Genomic DNA, 17378 nt, shown 5'->3' with positions numbered 1-17378 from the left:
CAGAGGGCCGATCGCGGAAAGCACCGCCGGTTTCCGGCAGCACCCGAACTCACAAATGGGAGAGAGACTATGTTTAAGAAAGGCATGCGCATTCTTCTGGCAGCCGCGGCTGTCGCCCCGATTCTCGTCAGCTCCGCCTGGGCGGCAGGCCAGATGACGATCATCGTCAATGATCCGTCCAACCCCTACTGGCTGACGGAAGGCAATGTCGCCAAGGCAACAGCCGAAAAGCTCGGCTACACAGCCACGGTCAGCGCGCATAGGGGTGACACCAACACGGAAAGCAACCTGATCGACACTGCCATCACCAACAAATCGGTCGCCATCATCCTCGACCCCGCCAATGCCGACGGCTCGGTTGGAGCAGTGAAGAAGGCGGTTGCTGCAGGCATCCCGGTCATTCTCGTCAATGCCGAGATCAACCAGGAAGGCCTTGCCAAGGCACAGCTCGTTTCGAACAATGCCCAGGGTGCTGCGATCGGCGCGCAGCAATGGGTCGAAGCAGTCGGCGACAAGGGCAACTATGCCGAACTCCTTGGCGCGCCGTCCGACAACAACGCTGCCACCCGCTCGAACGGCTACGAAACCGTCCTGACTCAGTATCCCGACCTCAAGAAGGTCGCCCAGGAAGTCGCCAATTGGGACCGCACCCAGGGTCACAACAAGATGCAGTCCATATTGCAGGCCAATCCCGACATCATCGGCGTGATCTCCGGCAATGACGAAATGGCGCTCGGTGCCATTTCGGCCCTGAAGGAAGCTGGCAAGCTCGCCAATGTCAAGGTCGGTGGCTTCGACGGTTCGCCGGATGCGGTCGCCGCGATCAAGGCCGGCGAATTGCAATACACCGTCCTTCAGCCCGTCGCCGTCTTCTCTGAAGAGGCCGTCAAGCAGGCTGACAACTTCATCAAGACGGGCAGCACCGGCGCCAAGAGTGAAAAGCAGCTGTTCGATTGCCTGCTGATCACCAAGGACAATATCGACAAGTACACCGGACCGTTCGTTCTGGCCCAGTAATCAGGATGGAGGGCGCCCATCCGGGCGCCCTCCATCGACCCTTTCAACCACATCAAGCCGCTTTCGCCTTCTTTGCCTTGGCATGGCAATCACTATACGAAGCTGGGATATGGAATTCAGCGACAAGGGTGACCCGTGACACAGAAGACCAATCAGGGCGATGAGCTGTTGGACCAGCTGACCAGCGACAGCCGTCAGACGCGTCAGGTCGCGCGCCGGCGCATGATCGCGGAGGCCGTGATGAGCGAAGGTTCGATGCGCATCGAAGATCTGACGGATCGCTTCGGCATCAGCCTGATGACGGCGCATCGCGATGTGGATGAACTCGTGAGCCGCGGGATCTTCCGAAAAACACGCGGCATCGTTACGGCGGCAGCCACCAACCTTATTGAATCCAGCGATGTCTACCGTTCGAGCCGGCAGTCGGCGGAAAAGAAAGTGATCGCCGAAGCTGCCATGCAGTTCGTCGAACCGGGACAGGCCATCTTCTTCGACGACTCGACCACCGTCCTGCAGATGGCATCGCATCTCTCCTCGAAGGTGCCGATCACCGCGATCACCAATTCGCTGACCCTGATGAATGCGCTGACCGGCATGCACGACGTTACCCTGCTGGCGCTCGGCGGCCAGTACTATAACTGGTGCAATGCCTTTATGGGACGCATGACGATCACCGAGATCAAGGGCTTGCGGGCGGATATCGCATTCATTTCCATGTCGGCCATCAACGACGGCATCGTGCTGCATCAGTCACCCGAAACCGTCGATACCAAACGCGCCATGTTCGACTGTTCCGTCAAACGCATCCTGCTTGCCGACCACACCAAATTCGAGCGGCGCGCGCTTCACAGCTTCGCGTCGCTCGATGAATTCGACGTCGTCATCGTCGACGACAAGACCCTCCCCGTTCACATCGATCGGATGCGGTCCAGGGATATCAACGTCGTCGTTGCCAGGACCGGCCACGAGCGCATGTGACCGGACCGCCCGGTCACGACAGAAAGGTGAATGTGCATGCCGAGCCTTCTCGGGATCGATAGTGGACTGACCGTCACGAAGGCTGTCATTTTCGATATCGACGGCACGCCGATCGCAGTCGCCCGGCGGCGCGTCAGCCAGCTCATTCCGAGGCCGCGTTTCGTGGAGCGGGACATGCGCGAATTGTGGACCGCAACTGCTGAGGCGATCCGTGAGGCGGTCGCACTCAGCGGCCGTCCGGCAAGCGATATCCAGGCCGTGGCGGCGACGGCGCATGGCGATGGCATTTATGTGCTGGATCAGACGCGTGAGCCGCTTGGCAACGGAATCGTGTCGCTGGATAGCCGGGCGGGCGATATCATCGATCGATGGACGAAGAATGAGGTCTCCGACGAGGCGATTGCTCTCACAGGTCAGGTGCCGCACGTCTCCGCCCCCTCGGCGCTGCTCGCCTGGATCTGGGACCATGAGCCGGAACGGTTTGCACGTATCGGCCATATCATGAGCTGCAAGGACTGGCTCCGATTTTGCCTCACTGGCACCATTGGCACCGATCGCACCGAAGCAAGCACCTCATTCACCGATGTCCGGACGCAGGACTATAGCGATGACGCCCTGCGCCTCTTCGGTCTGCAGGCGCTTGCCGATGCTCTGCCGCCAGCCTCGCGCTCGGACGAGATCGTTGGACGAATTACCGCCGATGCAGCGCGCTTGACCGGCCTCTTGGAAGGCACGCCCGTCGCGGCCGGATTGCACGACGTCACCGCCTCGGCGCTCGGCGCGGGTGGTTATGCCGACGGCGTCGTTGCCGTCATTGCTGGCACCTATTCGATCAACGAGACGCTGTCTTTTGAACCGCGTGTCGATCGACGCTGGTTCTGCCGCAATGGAATTGCGCCGGGCGTCTGGAACAGCATGTCGATTTCGCCTGCATCGAGCGCGAACTACGAATGGTTCATCGAAAAACTCTGCGGCCGCGAATGGACAGACTGCGAAGCCAAGGGCACGTCCATTCACGCATTGCTGGCATCCGAGATCGACGCGGCTTTTGACCGGCCATCGCCGGTGCTTTTCCATCCCTATCTCTTCGGCTCGCCCTACGGTGCATCGGCAAGCGCAAGCTTCTTCGGGCTCGGCGGCTGGCATGACCGCGGTGACATGCTGCGGGCCGTCATGGAAGGCATCGCATTCAACCATCGCATCCATGTCGACGCGCTGCGCGACGGTTTCGCCTTCAAGGAAGCACGGCTTGCCGGCGGCGTGTCACGCAACCCCGCAGTCGCGCAGATGTTTGCCGATGTGCTTGCGATGCCGGTGACCGTGACCGGCACCGATGAAGCCGCGGCCTGGGGCGCCGCCATCTGTGCCGGCGCAGCCGCAGGTCTCTACCCGGACCCACAGAGAGCTCCAAAAACGGACAAGCAGGGCAAGACCTGCGAGCCGGACGGCGCCCGCAGCGCCGAGTATGAGAAGCGCTACCGGCTTTTCCTCGAAATTGCAGAAACAATGACGCCGCTTTGGCCGAAGATCGCCGGCCTTGCGTAGGATAGTGCGGCAGCGGCCGCAGTTTAGGACGGCAGTACCATGACCCCCAATACGCTTGGACGCAGCCTGGATATTCGCGAGCACGATGTCGACGTCGTGATCCTTGGAGCAGGCATCAATGGTGCAGGTCTGTTTCGCGATCTCGCGGCTCAGGGCATCAACTGCATGATCGTCGACAAATCGGACTTCGGTTCCGGGACCAGCGCAGCGCCATCCCGCCTCATCCACGGCGGATTGAAATATCTGGAAACCGGTGAGTTCGGCCTGGTTGCCCAATCCACTCTGGAGCGCAATCTGCTTTTGAAAAATGCGCCGCATTGCGTCGAACCGCTTCCGACATTTATTCCGGTCTTCTCTTGGACACGCGGCATCTGGGCCGCACTGCGGACATTGGCCGGCTCCAAGACGGCCCCACGCAGCCGCGGCGCCGTGCTCATCAAGATCGGGCTTTCCCTTTACGATTTTTTCGGCTCACGCGATCGCGTGATGCCACGCCACCGGCTGATCCTGAAAAACAAGGCCAGACGGGAAATGCCGCATGTGACGCCGGCGATTGTCGCCGGCGGCATTTACTACGACGCAAAAATCAGCCGACCGGAACGTCTCGTCTACGAACTCGTCAAGGATGGGTTGGAAGCCAACCCGCAATGTGTCGCAGCAAATTTCGTGACGCTGACTGCCTCATCGGAAGGCCGTCTGAGCTTTCAACGGGAGGATGGTACTGAATTCATCGTGCGGCCGAAGCTCGTCGTGAACGCGGCAGGCCCGTGGATCGATCATGTCAACGAGGCGCTCGGTGCGCCTTCGCGGCTGATCGGCGGCACCAAGGGCTCGCATATCCTGATTGATCATCCCGAACTGGTGCGCAGTCTCAACGGTCATATGATCTATTTCGAAGCCGATGACGGCCGTATCTGCCTGGTCTACGGCTATCTCGGGCTTGCGCTCGTCGGCTCGACGGATATCCCGAGCCGCGACCCAGACGCCGTACGCTGCGAAGAACCCGAGATCGATTACTTCCTGCAGAGCCTCAGATCGCTGCTGCCGACGCTGCGCTTCGATCGCGACCAGATCGTCTACACTTATAGCGGCATCCGGCCTCTTCCCGCCTCCGGCGGAACAGCGCCCGGCCTGATCAGCCGAGACCATTCGGCACCGGTCATCGAAGCGGATGGCAAGCGGCCTTTTGCCATCATGTCGCTGGTCGGCGGCAAGTGGACGACATTTCGCGGTTTTGCCGAGGAGGTTGCCGACAGTGTCCTGACCCGGCTCGGGCGTTCGCGCAAGCAATCGACCCGCTACCTTGCGATCGGCGGCGGAAAGGCTTTCCCGGTCGATGCGCAGGCGAGACGGGGCTTTATCGACAGGATCGCCACAGCTGCAAGCATCCCGGCCGCGCGCGCGGAACAACTTCTGAACCGCTATGGAACGACGGCCGAGGCGGTAGCGATGTTCCCTTCCGATCATCCTGACGAGCGGCGGTTATCGGGAGCTACACACTACAGTTTTCGCGAGATCGACTGGATCGCGCGCAACGAGCTTGTGGTCCATCTCTCCGATATCGTGTTGCGGCGCACGACGATCGCGATCGAAGGTCATGTGACCTATGCAGGTTTGACGGACATTGCCGGCATCGCCGCGAAAGCGCTCGGTTGGGACGCTGCGCGTGTCGCGCATGAGATCGATGACGTTGTTTCCCTGCTCAAGGAATTTCACGGCCAGACGCTGGCAGCAGGCACGCCGGATATCGAGCCGGAAAAAAGTGCTCGTCCCGTCAGCAGATGAGATCCAGGAAAGAGCAGAACGCGCGTCGACCGCAGAGCATTTCGCGAAGGCGGAAGCGAGAATGATCTTATGAATTGACGCCTCCGGAGGCTTCAATCGACCCAGTCCCTGTAGCCGGTGTCAAGCGCACTTCGGGCAAGAGACAGAATCGGTTCGTAGTCGGCATCTGTGAGCATCGCGACATCAACGAGACCGAGAGTATCGCGCGCACCGGAAAGCGATGGCTCGGCGATTGCAGCGACCAGCGCTTCGCGTAGCAGTGCCACATCCGCATCTGAACCCTTTGCCCCTGTAATGAAGGGCAGGCCGGGCGTTGCGGGTGTCTCGGCAAGAACGCGGATGCCTGCGACGCGAGCAGGCGTAAAACGCAGGAGATTGGCAAAGGTGATGCAGTCGATTGCAGCGCATTCCGCCTGCCCACTCGACACAGCATCGATGCTGCCGCCATGGCTGCCGGTCTCGACCGTGCCACCGAAGAAGCGGCCATTGCGGGCAAGAGGGGCGACGGCGGCGCGAAGCAGATTTGCCCCGGAATTGCTGTCGGGACTATTGATCGCGGCCGTCGCACCGCGCAGGTCCTGCACTGAAACGAAGGTGGAAGCTCGGCGCACGACAATGAAGCTGCGCATCATCGGTCCGTCGCAGCCGGGATGGGCATAGACCGGTGTCGCCACGAGACGCACCCTGCCGCGCAATCGCTTCACATAGGGGTAACCACAGGTCTGGGAAAAGAGCAGGTCCTGATGCAGCCAGGCCTCGTCGTAGGGGATCGTCGCATCGAGGTTTTCCGGCGGATCCGAAAGCCCGGCCTGCCCAAGATAGTGCCGCAGGAACGACCAGAGTTCAGCTTTTGCATCCGCAAGCGGCTGCGGCGTAACGTACATTGCAAGACTGGCGAGACGCATGCTTTTCACCCGCCGTGGTGCTCGTCGAGCAGATGGGAAGCAAGGATGGCCACATCTTCGCCGAGCGAACGATCCTCCGTCATGACCGGTGTGATGCCTCGAACGAACGCATGGGTTTCTGCCGTCCCCACGCCGCAACGGTGTCCGGGGCGCTGGTCGACCGCCTGAGCGGCTGCGAGCATTTCGCAGGCGATGAGCACGCGCCACAGTTCCAGCATCTCTCCGAGTTTGCGCACGGCAAGGGAGGATTGCGTTGCATGATCCTCGACGCCTTCCGAGACCGCAAGGAAGTCGAGCATGACAGGATTGGCCTTGTGCCTGATATCGGCCATCAACGCCGCGACCGTCTTCTGCATCGGCACGAACCCGGCCGATGGACCGCCAATCGGCGAAAGATAGCGCGGCAGGCCATTGCGACCCGGGCCCGTCAGCTGAATGAAGCGCGCAGCCGATGCCGCAGCCGCCTGAGCGATCGCAAGGCCCAGTGTCTCGAAGGCAAGCGAAAGTGCGGGCGTCTGGAAATTGCCTGATGACAGCACCTGTTGCTCTTCCAAGAGAACGACGGGATTATCGGCCGCGGCATTGAGCTCGATCTCGACGGCTTCGACCGCCCTCAAGAGCGCATCGACAAGTGCGCCGTGGATGGGTGCAACGCAACGCAGGCTCAGCGGATCCTGGATGGCGGCGTTCGCCTCGAAAAGCGTCGAGCCCTCAAGCATCTGCAGCAGCCGGTTGGCCTCGTCTGCCTGGCCCGCTGCCGGCCGGGCGCGTTGGATCGCCGGTGACAGGATGAGCGGATTGCCGGCAAGGCCCTCAAAACTCAAGGCAGCCGCCCGGCGCTGGGCATCGAGTAGTTCTTTGGCATCATACAGGACGAGCGCGCCACGGCCAGCAGACATGGCTGAAGCATTGAGAAGCGATATCCCGTCCTTCGGTTGCAGGCTTGCTGGGGCAAGGCCCGCAAGCTCAAGCGCTTCAATCGCCGGGTAGACGATGCCGCGATACTCGGCTTTCCCTTCGCCGATCAGGGCGCGGGCCATGGCAGAGAGCAACACGAGATCACCCGCACCGATCGAACCAATCGAGGGCATGACCGGATGAACACCGGCGTTCAGCATGGCAAGCAGCGCCTCGAACACGGGCAGTGAAATGCCGGATCCTCCGACTGCCAGCATCGAGAGCCTGGCGGCGATCACGGCACGGGTCGCATCGCGCGGCAGAGCTTCACCGACCGCCATGCCGCGGCCGCGGATCAGCTGCAGTTGGAAGGCCTCGAAATCGCCGGTCACGGCTGTCTTCAGATTGGCACCGAGCCCGGTGTTCATGCCGTAGATCTGCTGGCCGGAAGCTGCAGCGCCTTCCAGAATGTGCCGCGCCGCAATCAGCCGCTCACGGAGCGCGCCGGAAACCTCGACCGTGGCATCGCGACGGGCGATCGCCTCTATGTCGGCAATGGTGATGCCGGAACCGGTCAGCAGGATCCCGGTCATGCGAAACGCAGTCTCTGACCGATACCGGCCGAGCGCGCCTTGGAAAGCAGCGCGTGGCCAAGAGCAATGTCGCTGAGCGACAGGCCGCGATGCCACAGCAGGATAGTCTCGTCCTCACTCTCGCGGCCCGGCTTCAGGCCGGCGACGACCTGCCCCAGTTCGGCATGCAACGTCTGCTCGGAAAGCCGGCCGGTCTCGACATGGGCGCGCAGCGAGCCGAATTTGCCGGTCTTGCACTGGCCCCAGTCGTCGACGACGAGCTTGGCCATGATGTCGGTCAGGGACAGTTCCACGGCGCTCATCGTGCCATAAGGCACGACGAAGGCACCTTTCTTGATCCACTCCGTCTTTAGGAGCGGCTCGGGCTGCGATAGCCGCGATGCCTCGACGACAATATCTGCTCCCTCGACGCAGTCGCGCCAGTTGTCGACCACCGTGATCTTCTTGCCGAGATCGGCCTCCAGCTTCGCGCCGAACGCATCACGACTTTCGGGCCGACGCGAATGTACGCGGATCTCGTCAAAATCGAAGAGATGATCGAGCAGGCGGACATTCCAGTAAGCCGTGCCGCGCGCGCCTATGTGACCGAGAACCTTCGAATCCTTTCGGGCGAGATGCCGGGCGCCGAGCGCGGTGACGGCGCCGGTGCGCATGTCGGTGATGACGGTTGCATCAAGGATCGCCTTCGGCACGCCAGTGCGCGGGTCGAAGAGGTTGAGCACGCCGAATTCGGAGGGATAACCGAGCTTGTAGTTGTCGACATAGTCACCTACCACTTTCACTCCGGCAAGGCCGAGCGGCGCCACATAGCCACGCAAGACGTTGAAATGGCCGTGAAAGCTTGCATCCGGCTCGAGATGGACGCGCGGCTCGATCACCGTCTGGCCCTTGCCCTGGGCGGCGAGCGAAGTTTCGATCGCCGCCAGGATTTCATCATTGGTCAGGTCGAGCGCCTCGATGTCGAAGGCATTCAGATAGTCGATATAGATCGGATCCATTGTCATCTCGTTTATCGTTTGATCAGCGCGCCGAGGCCGAGGTTCTGGCGAAGCGTACGGCCCTCATAGTCTTCGCGGAAAAGGCCGCGGCGACGCAGTTCCGGCACGACATGGGCTACGAATTCCTCAAGCCCCGAGGGGAAGAGCGGGGCCATGACATTGAAGCCGTCGGCGGCGCCTTCGCTGAAGCGTTCTTCCATCGCATCGGCGATCTGCGCCGGTGTTCCTGCGACCTGCCAATGGCCGCGCGCGCCGGCGAAATGGCGGGCAAGTTCGCGGATCGACAGGTTTTCGCGCCTGCCGAGATCAATGATCAACTGCTGGCGGCTCTGGATGAGGTTGGTCTGCGGCATGTCGGGCAGCGGACCATCAAGCGGATAGGCCGATAGATCCTGGATGCTGAGGTAGCTTGCAAGAAGGGCCACACCAACGGCGTCGGGGATGAGTTCCTGCAGGGCCTGGTATTTCGCCTTGGCCTCGTCTTCGGTTGTGCCGACGATCGGCGATATGCCGGGCATGATCTTGATATCGTCGGGCTTGCGCCCGTATTTGGCGAGCCGCGACTTCACATCGGCATAATAGGTCTGTGCTTCGGCAAGCGTCTGCGAGGCGGCAAACACGACATCTGCGGTTCGGGCCGCAAGTTCCTTGCCGACATCGGATGCGCCCGCCTGCACCATGATCGGCCTGCCCTGGGCCGAGCGTGGGCTTTCGAGCAGGCCTTCGACGGTGAAATGCTTGCCGCGGCGATGCACGGGATGAAGCCTCGTACGATCGGCAAACCGAGCCCCGCCCTCAGGAAAATAGGCTCCGTCATCGACGCCACCCCAAAGCGCGAGTGCTGCATCGGCAAATTCCTCGGCCCGCTCGTAGCGCTCGGAATGCGGGCGAAGGCCACTGCTCGCAAAATTCTCCGCCTCGAGTTCGCTTGCCGAGGTGACGAGGTTCCAGCCTGCCCTGCCGCCGCTTAGCTGATCGAGCGAGGCGAAGGTGCGGGCAAGACCGTAGGGCTCGTTATAGGTTGTCGACGCCGTTGCCACGAGGCCGATACGACTGGTGTTGACGGCAAGAGCTGCAAGCAGGCTCAGCGGCTCGAATGCCGTCGAACGCGCTGCCTGGCTTGCCATTTCCGGATTGCGCTCTCGGATGGCGGCGGCATCCTCGACAAAGAGCATGTCGAATTTGCCCCGCTCGGCGATGCGGGCCAGCTCGATGAAATGATCGACATCGACACCGGCGTGAGCATAGGCTTGCGGATGTCGCCATGCCGCGATGTGATGCCCGCCCGCCATCAGGAAGGCGCCAAGTCTCATCTTGCGGTCGCTGCTCATTCTGCTTGCTCCAATGCTGCCGCCGGATGAGCCGGACGGGCAAGACCAAGACGATCGCGCAAGGTCTTACCTGCATTCGCCTCGATCAATCCGAGGTGGCGCAACTCCGGAACCACCTTCGTCAGGAACAAATCCCCTATCGCGACGGTCGGGGGCAGTATCGTGAAACCGTCGATCTGCCCGAGGGCGAGCCATCCCCGTAGGGATTCGGCGATCTCGGCTGGCGTACCCACCAGACGCGACGCGGAAAGCGGTTGGCTAAGCCGGTCGGCCTCACCAAATCGGAGCGCATCGCTTGCCGCCTGCGCCGCTTCGGAAGTTTCGGCAACGACTGGCACAACATTGGCCAGTATCCGCACGTCCTGCCGTCGGCGGCCCGCCTTTTCAAGCAGGCGCACAAAGTCGACCGCCGTCTCGTTTGTACTTTCCGGCGTCCGATCTTGAAGCAGGAGGACTTCAGCACTTTGCGCCGCCAATGCTATGTTATCTCGACTCAGAAGCTGGGCGATGATCGGTTTGCCCTGCGGTGAGCGATTGACGTTGAGGGGACCGCGCACCGCAAAATGCTCGCCCCTGTGGTTGAGCACATGCATCTTGGCTGGCTCGAAAAACCGACCCTCAGCCTTGTCGTAGATGAAGGCATCGTCATCCCAGCTGTCCCAAAGCGCGTTCACAAGGCCGAGATATTCCTGGTCGCGTTCGAGTTCGCCGGATACGGGAAGGGCTACCCAGCCTGTCCGTCCGCCGCTGATCTGGTCCAGCGAGGCGAAGCGCCGGGCGAGATTATAGGGCTCATGCTGACTGGTTGCGGCAGCTGCCAGGAAGCCGATCCGGCGCGCCCGGGTCGCAAGGGCTGCGACCAGTGTCGTCGGCTCGAAGGGCGTGGCGACCGGCGAGAGGTCATCGATTGGCCTGGTGCCGAGCCGGTCCGGAAGCAGGACGAAATCGAAACCGGCCTCCTCCGCTTTGACAACCTGGGAAAGCAGCGCATCAAAACCGAGATGTTCGAGCGTTCCGGCATCGCGCCAGGCGGCGGGATGATGGCCGAAAGGTGTCAGGGAAAAACCGAGATGCATCAGAAACTCCTGCACTCAGATCGAGAAGATCGCGTCGCGCGTCAGTTGCCCGGTAACGATGCCACCGCTATCGACCACCGACAGCACGTCACTGTTGGCGGCGACCATCAGCGACAGCGCATCGCGCAGATTGGCACTCGCGGCAACACTGGTCGCGGGTGAAGAGGGAACACCAGGCCGCATCGCGTCGGCAACAGAAAACAGGCTGAGCCGCTTGATTGCGCGATCGATACCCACGAAATTCGCAACAAAATCGTCAGCAGGATGGGAAAGGATCGCATCCGGCGCATCATATTGCACAATCTTGCCGGCACGCATGATGGCGATCCGGTCGCCGAGGCGAATTGCCTCATCGAGATCGTGAGTGACCAGCACTACCGTCTTGCGCACGCGTTTCAAAATTTGCCTGAATTCGTCCTGCAGGCGTGTTCTGGCGATCGGGTCGATGGCGCCGAAGGGCTCGTCCATCAACAGGACCGAGGGATCGGCGGCAAGGGCGCGCGCCACGCCGATGCGCTGGCGCTGGCCGCCGGAAAGCTGGCGCGGATAGCGCTTCAGCATTTCCTTCGGATCGAGACCGACGAGATCGAGAAGTTCATCTGTGCGCCTGGCGATCCGCGGCTGGTCCCAGCCGAGCAGGTTCGGCACCGCAGCGATATTTTCGGCGATCGTCATGTGCGGAAAGAGGCCGACATTCTGGATGACGTAACCGATATGGCGGCGAAGTTTGACGGGATCGGCTTTTGTCACGTCTTCGCCATTGACGAAGATGCGCCCTTCCGTCGGTTCGATCAGCCGGTTGATCATGCGCATCGTCGTTGTCTTGCCGCAGCCAGATGGGCCGATCAGCGCAACCGTCGAGCCCTCGGGCACATCGAGCGTCAGGTGATCCACCGAAGGTGCTGCACTTTCACCGTAACGCTTGGTGACATTTTCCATGCGGATCATGCGGCGGTTCTTTCTGCAAACAGGTGCTTCTCGGCGCGGCCGAGGATGAATTCGGTGGCGAGTGCCAGGATCGCGATCGGCACGGCGCCGACGATGAGCCGCGACATGTCCATCATGCCGATGCCGGTGGCGATAAAATCGCCGAGCCCACCGCCGCCGATGAAAGGGGCGAGTGTCGCTCCGGCCAGCACCTGGACAGCTGCAGTGCGCGCGCCGGCAAACATCGCAGGGGCTGCGAGTGGAATACGGATCTTGCGCAGGACCTGGCCTCTGTTCATGCCCATGCCGATCGCCGCCTCCACGGCATCGGCATCGACATCGCGCAACCCGACATAGGCATTGAGCAGGATCGGCGGCAGGGCAAGCACGGTCAGCGCCACGATCGATGGCAGGATGCCGATACCGAGAAGCGGCAGCATGATCGCCAGGATCGCAAGACTCGGGATGGTTCTGAGGCCGTTGACGATGTTGATGACGCCAAAGGCAAAGCGACCGTAATTGACGATGAGGATCGAAAGCGGCAGCCCAATGGCAAGCGCAAGCGCAAGCGACACGCCGGACATCAGGAGATGCTGGCCGAGCGCGCGGAAGAATTCGTCCTGATGATCGACGATCCAGAAAAAGGCGGTGCTCAACATCGGCACGCCCTCACTGCCAGCGCACCAGGGCCCGCTCGGCCCGGGTGAGAATGAAATCGAAGATGATGGCCAGCAGTGCAGTCAGAATGCCGCCGACGAGGATCTTTTCCGCGTATTCCTGATCGATGCCTATCAGGATGATGGTGCCAAGACCTCCGCCGTCGATGAAGGCAGCGACCGTCGCGATGCCGATGACAGTCACGAGCGCGATCCGGGCCCCAGAAACGATAAGCGGCAGGGCAAGCGGCAGTTCGATGCGAAAGAGGCGCTGCCAAGGCCCATAACCCATGCCGTCGGCGGCATCGAGTATGTCAGCCGGGACGCCGCGGATGCCGGTGACGACATTGCGCAAGAGGATCAGCAGGCAATAGGAGGAAAGCCCGATCAGCGCTGGTTCCATGCCGAGACCGACGAAAGGGATCAAAAGCGCAAAGAGCGCCAGGCTCGGAATGACGAAGATGATATTCGTCACCGTCAGCGCAAAGGCATAGAGCCTCGGCCGGCGGGCGCAGACGATGCCGAGTACGAGCGCGATCACAAGGCCGATCAGCACGGATGAAATCGACAGCACCAGGTGCTGCCAGACGGCAAGCGCGATTTCCGGAATATGCTTGGGTGCCCAGTTCAAAGGCGAGAAATCCTGTCCGCACGGTCACGACAAAGCGGCGAAGCTGCAAGCTTCGCCGCATTTTTTCTTCAGGGAAAGCGAAACTTTGGCACCGCTCTCGATCAGATGCCCTTGGCCTTCAGGAATTCAGCGGCGACATCGGCCGGCTCTTCCTTGTCGCGATCGACCTTGGCGTTGAGTTCGCGCATGGTCTCGTTGTTGAGGAGCGGGCTGACCTTGTTCAGAACCTCGGCGATCTTCGGGTTCTTGGCGAGAGCATCCTGTCGCACGACCGGGACGAGGTAATAGGGCGGGAAGAGATGCTTGTCGTCATCAAGCACCACCAGCTTGTTGTCGGAAATCTGCCAATCCGTCGCAAAGCCGTAGGAGACGTCGAGATCCTTGCTCGTCAGTGCGCTGTAGCGGATGCCGAGCTTGGCAAAGATCTTGAATTCCTTGAACTCGATGCCGTAGGTCTGCTTCAGCCCCGGCAAGCCGTCCTTGCGTTCGCCAAAGCCGCCCTCAGCGCCAAAGGTCAAGTTCTTGGAGACCGGACCGAGGTCGCTCAGCGTCTTCAGCTTGTACTTCTCGGCCGTTTCCGGAAGCGTGATGATCGCATAGCCGTTGTTGATCTGCGTCGGCTGAAGGACCGTGAGTTTGAGGTTCTTTTCGTAGTAATCCTTGACGTCCGAATAGATCTTGTCGGCGGAGCCCGACAGGTCACCCTTCACGACCGCGGCAAGCGCCGTGCCGGTATATTCCGGGTAGAGATCGATGTCGCCGTTCGTCAATGCCGTGTGGGCGACAAGCGTGGCACCGAGGTTGAGGTGGCGCTCGACCTCGACGCCGGCCTTTTCAAGCGCCTGGGCATAGATCTCGGCGACGACGAACTGTTCGGTGAAATTCTTGCTGCCAATCTTTACAGCATCGGCCCGTGCCGGTGCTCCGACGAAGGCTGCCAGGATCGCACCGGCGAAGAGGCCGGCGAAAGATTTCGAAAGCATTGCGTTCCCTCATTTGAAATTCGAGTTGTTCAGGAGAGGTGATAAAGGTTTCCGATAAGGCAAGCGCGGAATGGAATACCAATTTTCTAGCGATTTAGATGAAAATTGATCTCCCAGGAGGACTCTTGATCATCGAAGGGTCGGAGAAAGCAGAGCCGACTAAGATCGGCCATCATATGCTGTCAAAAACAAACCGTGGAAAAGCGCAGCGATGCCGTCTACAAGTCAATGGATTAAAATACGAAAGAGACAGAAGGTAGGCCATGAACGTCAAGACACCGAACGCGATTGATACCTATGTCGGCATGCGCATGCGCAGGCGCAGGCAGCTTCTCGGCATGAGCCAGGAACGGCTTGCCGAACAGATCGGCGTTACCTTCCAACAGGTGCAGAAATACGAGAAAGGCATCAATCGCATCGGCGCCAGCCGCCTGCAGAGGATCGCCGAAGTGCTGCGCACCTCGCCCGCTTTCTTTTTCGAGCAGGATGATTTGGAAGCGCCGAGCCTTGCCGGCCTCGATTTGTCTGCTCCTGTCGATCCGGTCACGGAATTTCTGCGGTCGAAGGAAGGTCTCGTCCTCAACAGGGCGTTCATGAAGATCGAGGACCGGCGTATCCGCGAGACGATCATCTCGCTGGTCAAAGCGATGGCGCAGTCCGAAAACAGCGACATTTCGCTGAACGCGCCGCGAATTGACGAGCCGGATACCCGCAGAGAGTGAAAGCAGACGATACCGTCCCATGTCCTTCCGGCTTGAGTCATTCGGTACATTACGACTGCTGGACGCGGCGGGAGAGCCTGTATTCTTCCCCGAAAAAGGCCTGTTGACGCTTTGTTACCTGCTCGACAGACCTGACAGAGAATGTCCGCGCGGCACACTCGCCCGCTTCCTGTGGGATAGCACCGACAATCCCGATATCATGGCGAATTTGCGCAAGATGATCTCGCGCGTCCAGGCGAGGCAGGCAGAAATCGGCGCGGAGCTGCTGATCTTTACCGCGACCGGTGTCCGGATCAGACGGGAGGTCTTCGTCGCAGATCGCTCCGAACTTGATACCCAATCCTCGGCCGGCCCGCTCGATGTGCTGCGAAGGCTCGTATCCCTGTTGCAAACGGATTTCCTCGCCGAACTCGCAGATCAAAGCGCCAGCATAAGAGAATGGGTATCAAGCGAGCGCAACCGGCATATGGCAATCCTCGTCGACGCAGTGAAGCGAGCCTTGCCGGAAGCGCGCTCGCGAGCCGATATCGGCCTCATCAAGGAGGCTGCGCTCAGGATCTTCCGCGATGCGCCTGATGACGAAAACATCCGCCATATCCTCCTGCAAGCCTACGAGGCCGAGGGACATCTGGAAAACGCCAGGCAGCTATTTGAGAGCCGCAGCCACGATCTACAACATTCGCTCGACATCGGCCTTGATCTGCAGGCCCTGAAGGAAGTGCGCAAGATTTTCGACGCCAGCAGGCCGACGACGCTGGCGGCTGCGCCGTCGGTGGAGAGCGGCATCATCCTGAAACCCGCGCCCCTGCCCCGGCTCGCCCTGTTGCCGCCGGTCGAGGCCGCTGAAACCGGGCCTGGGCCGATGCTTTCTGAAGCGCTGATCGAGGACGTGACCATCGGCCTTTGCGCCCTCAGCAACGTCTCGGTCGTCGCGCCCCATACCGCCGCACAAATCGCCCGCCATGCCGACCGGGCGGGCATGATCCTGCGCCATTCGATCTCCTATGTTCTCGACACCCGGTTGACAGCGGGCGGCGGCACGCCGTCGCTGTTCGTCCAGCTTGTCTATGCCGCCAACGACGAGGTCATCTGGGCCGAGCGCTTCAGCCTCGAGAAATACGACCTTATGGCTGACCGGCGGGAGATCGCACGGCGCATCGCCAAGGAGCTCTCCCGCCAGATCCGCCAGAACGAGACCGTGCGCGGCGCTTTCGAAGACAATCCGGCCGCCTATCACAGCTATCTCCTGGGTTTCCGGGACATGAAGCGGTTTTCCCTGCCGGATGTCCGGCGCGCCCGCAAAGCGTTCCGCGACGCCGTCCAGCACAGCGCGCATTTCTCGCCGGCGCTCGCAGGCCTTGCGCATACCTTCCTGATGGAATGGCTGCTGACGGCGCGCGGCGATGGCGAGTTGATCCGGCTTGCGGAAGATTATGCGAACAGGGCGATCGTCGCCGACCCGTCGCTCGCGTCCGGCTTCCGCCAGCTCGGCATCGCCAAGCTTTATCTGAACGATCTCGATGAAAGCGTGGTGGCGCTGAAAGTCGCCGAAGAGCTGAGCCCCCATTATGCCGACGGCATCGCGAGTTATGCCGATACGCTGGTGCATGCCTCGCGCCCTGCCGATGGGCTTGCCAAGATCGAGCGGGCGATCTCGCTCAATCCGCTAAGCCCCACAGATTATCTCTGGACCGAGGCCGGCGCGAATTTTGCCCTCTTCCGCTATAAGGAAGCGCTGGATGCGATCGGCAGAATGGATGATCGCACACCGGCCGACCGGCTCGCAGCAGCCTGCTGGGCAATGCTGGGCGACATGAAAAATGCGCGCCTCTACATGCGCAAGGCACGCGAGACCAATCCCGATTTCGACGTCGATAGGTGGCTGAGCCTCGTGCCCTTCAAGGAGGCGTGGCAGAAGGAACAGTATCGTGAGGCTTTGCTGAAGGCAGGCTTCTAGCTCCGCCGGTCCGACTCGACCGAGTTGCCGCCTCCCGATACGCCATCCAGAATGGTGTCACGCCCGTGTCACGCGCTTTCCTTGACCACATCCGCTAGAACTCCCTCCAACACGGCTGGGGAGATTAGCGGCAATGGAAGACATAATCGAAATCGGGAGTGCCGAGAAGGATCAAAGGCTTCGGGATATCGCATCGCTTGCACGGCTCGTTTCCTACGCCCGGCAGAGCGCCCGGGAACTCAATGCCGAGTTCTCCGTCTATTGCCTCGATCTCGCGCTTGGCGCGTTGCTTCAGGATCTCTCCGAGAGCGGCATAAACCTGCCAGTCGAAGCAGCAATCGAAGATGCACCGGCGGGCCTGGTGCACTGAAGGCCGG

Annotated in this window: 16 protein-coding genes; 7 read left to right on the top strand and 9 right to left on the bottom strand. The window is 61.1% G+C overall.

Translation table 11 applies throughout. From position 1 onward, the window contains the following. Positions 1 to 69 precede the first annotated feature (69 nt). From FHX06_RS13080 to FHX06_RS13065, 4 genes are all read left to right on the top strand, one after another. The gene (locus FHX06_RS13080) at positions 70 to 1017 is read left to right on the top strand and encodes a D-ribose ABC transporter substrate-binding protein (protein WP_112546459.1); all 948 of its coding nucleotides are present in this window, start codon (positions 70 to 72) and stop codon (positions 1015 to 1017) included. 135 nt (positions 1018 to 1152) lie between these two features. Next, positions 1153 to 1995: a DeoR/GlpR family DNA-binding transcription regulator gene (locus FHX06_RS13075; RefSeq protein WP_113014564.1), complete on the top strand. Its 843-nt coding sequence runs from the start codon at positions 1153 to 1155 to the stop codon at positions 1993 to 1995. Between the two features lie 36 nt (positions 1996 to 2031). Next, positions 2032 to 3540, top strand: a complete 1509-nt coding sequence (locus FHX06_RS13070) for an FGGY-family carbohydrate kinase (protein WP_183879577.1) — start codon at positions 2032 to 2034, stop codon at positions 3538 to 3540. Between the two features lie 39 nt (positions 3541 to 3579). Then, entirely contained in the window at positions 3580 to 5325 is a 1746-nt protein-coding gene (locus tag FHX06_RS13065) for a glycerol-3-phosphate dehydrogenase/oxidase (RefSeq protein WP_183879575.1), read from the top strand. A 92-nt stretch (positions 5326 to 5417) separates the two neighbouring features. Here the strand turns inward: FHX06_RS13065 and FHX06_RS13060 are convergent, their stop codons facing one another. The 9 genes from FHX06_RS13060 to FHX06_RS13020 all read right to left on the bottom strand — a co-directional run bounded on the left by FHX06_RS13060 (position 5418) and on the right by FHX06_RS13020 (position 14322). Further along, a complete protein-coding gene (locus FHX06_RS13060; protein WP_183879573.1) occupies positions 5418 to 6230 on the bottom strand; it encodes a phosphate/phosphite/phosphonate ABC transporter substrate-binding protein in 813 nt (270 codons plus the stop codon). Positions 6231 to 6235: 5 nt separating this feature from the next. Beyond that, on the bottom strand, positions 6236 to 7720 hold the full coding sequence (hutH, locus tag FHX06_RS13055) for a histidine ammonia-lyase (protein WP_183879571.1): 1485 nt from the start codon (positions 7718 to 7720) through the stop codon (positions 6236 to 6238). Then, positions 7717 to 8718 (bottom strand): ornithine cyclodeaminase family protein, encoded by a 1002-nt coding sequence (locus FHX06_RS13050; RefSeq protein ID WP_183879569.1) that lies wholly within the window; start codon positions 8716 to 8718, stop codon positions 7717 to 7719. Before FHX06_RS13050 ends, hutH begins: the two co-directional genes overlap by 4 nt. An 11-nt stretch (positions 8719 to 8729) precedes the next feature. Continuing rightward, positions 8730 to 10049, bottom strand: a complete 1320-nt coding sequence (locus tag FHX06_RS13045) for an LLM class flavin-dependent oxidoreductase (protein WP_183879567.1) — start codon at positions 10047 to 10049, stop codon at positions 8730 to 8732. Next, positions 10046 to 11125 carry an LLM class flavin-dependent oxidoreductase gene (locus FHX06_RS13040; RefSeq protein WP_183879565.1) on the bottom strand — a complete coding sequence of 360 codons (1080 nt, stop codon included), beginning with the start codon at positions 11123 to 11125 and terminating at the stop codon, positions 10046 to 10048. Before FHX06_RS13040 ends, FHX06_RS13045 begins: the two co-directional genes overlap by 4 nt. A 15-nt stretch (positions 11126 to 11140) precedes the next feature. After that, the gene (locus FHX06_RS13035; RefSeq protein WP_183879563.1) at positions 11141 to 12073 is read right to left on the bottom strand and encodes an ABC transporter ATP-binding protein; all 933 of its coding nucleotides are present in this window, start codon (positions 12071 to 12073) and stop codon (positions 11141 to 11143) included. Further along, a complete protein-coding gene (locus FHX06_RS13030; RefSeq protein ID WP_112546500.1) occupies positions 12070 to 12711 on the bottom strand; it encodes an ABC transporter permease in 642 nt (213 codons plus the stop codon). Before FHX06_RS13030 ends, FHX06_RS13035 begins: the two co-directional genes overlap by 4 nt. A 10-nt stretch (positions 12712 to 12721) precedes the next feature. After that, on the bottom strand, positions 12722 to 13339 hold the full coding sequence (locus tag FHX06_RS13025; protein ID WP_183879562.1) for an ABC transporter permease: 618 nt from the start codon (positions 13337 to 13339) through the stop codon (positions 12722 to 12724). 101 nt (positions 13340 to 13440) lie between these two features. Further along, positions 13441 to 14322: a glycine betaine ABC transporter substrate-binding protein gene (locus FHX06_RS13020; protein WP_183879560.1), complete on the bottom strand. Its 882-nt coding sequence runs from the start codon at positions 14320 to 14322 to the stop codon at positions 13441 to 13443. A gap of 263 nt (positions 14323 to 14585) precedes the next feature. Between FHX06_RS13020 and FHX06_RS13015 the strand changes: the two genes are divergently transcribed. The 3 genes from FHX06_RS13015 (at position 14586) to FHX06_RS13005 (ending at position 17371) form a co-directional block, all read left to right on the top strand. Beyond that, entirely contained in the window at positions 14586 to 15044 is a 459-nt protein-coding gene (locus FHX06_RS13015) for a helix-turn-helix domain-containing protein (protein ID WP_112971724.1), read from the top strand. A 19-nt stretch (positions 15045 to 15063) separates the two neighbouring features. Continuing rightward, complete coding sequence (locus tag FHX06_RS13010) at positions 15064 to 17001, top strand: SARP family transcriptional regulator (RefSeq protein WP_183879558.1); 1938 nt, start codon at positions 15064 to 15066, stop codon at positions 16999 to 17001. Between the two features lie 133 nt (positions 17002 to 17134). After that, a complete protein-coding gene (locus FHX06_RS13005; protein ID WP_183879556.1) occupies positions 17135 to 17371 on the top strand; it encodes a hypothetical protein in 237 nt (78 codons plus the stop codon). Positions 17372 to 17378 lie beyond the last annotated feature (7 nt).

The sequence above is a fragment of the Rhizobium sp. BK512 genome, assembly GCF_014194915.1.
Lineage (GTDB): Bacteria > Pseudomonadota > Alphaproteobacteria > Rhizobiales > Rhizobiaceae > Rhizobium.
Note: the sequence above shows the minus strand (reverse complement) of the source record. Positions and strands in the feature narration are given on the sequence as shown.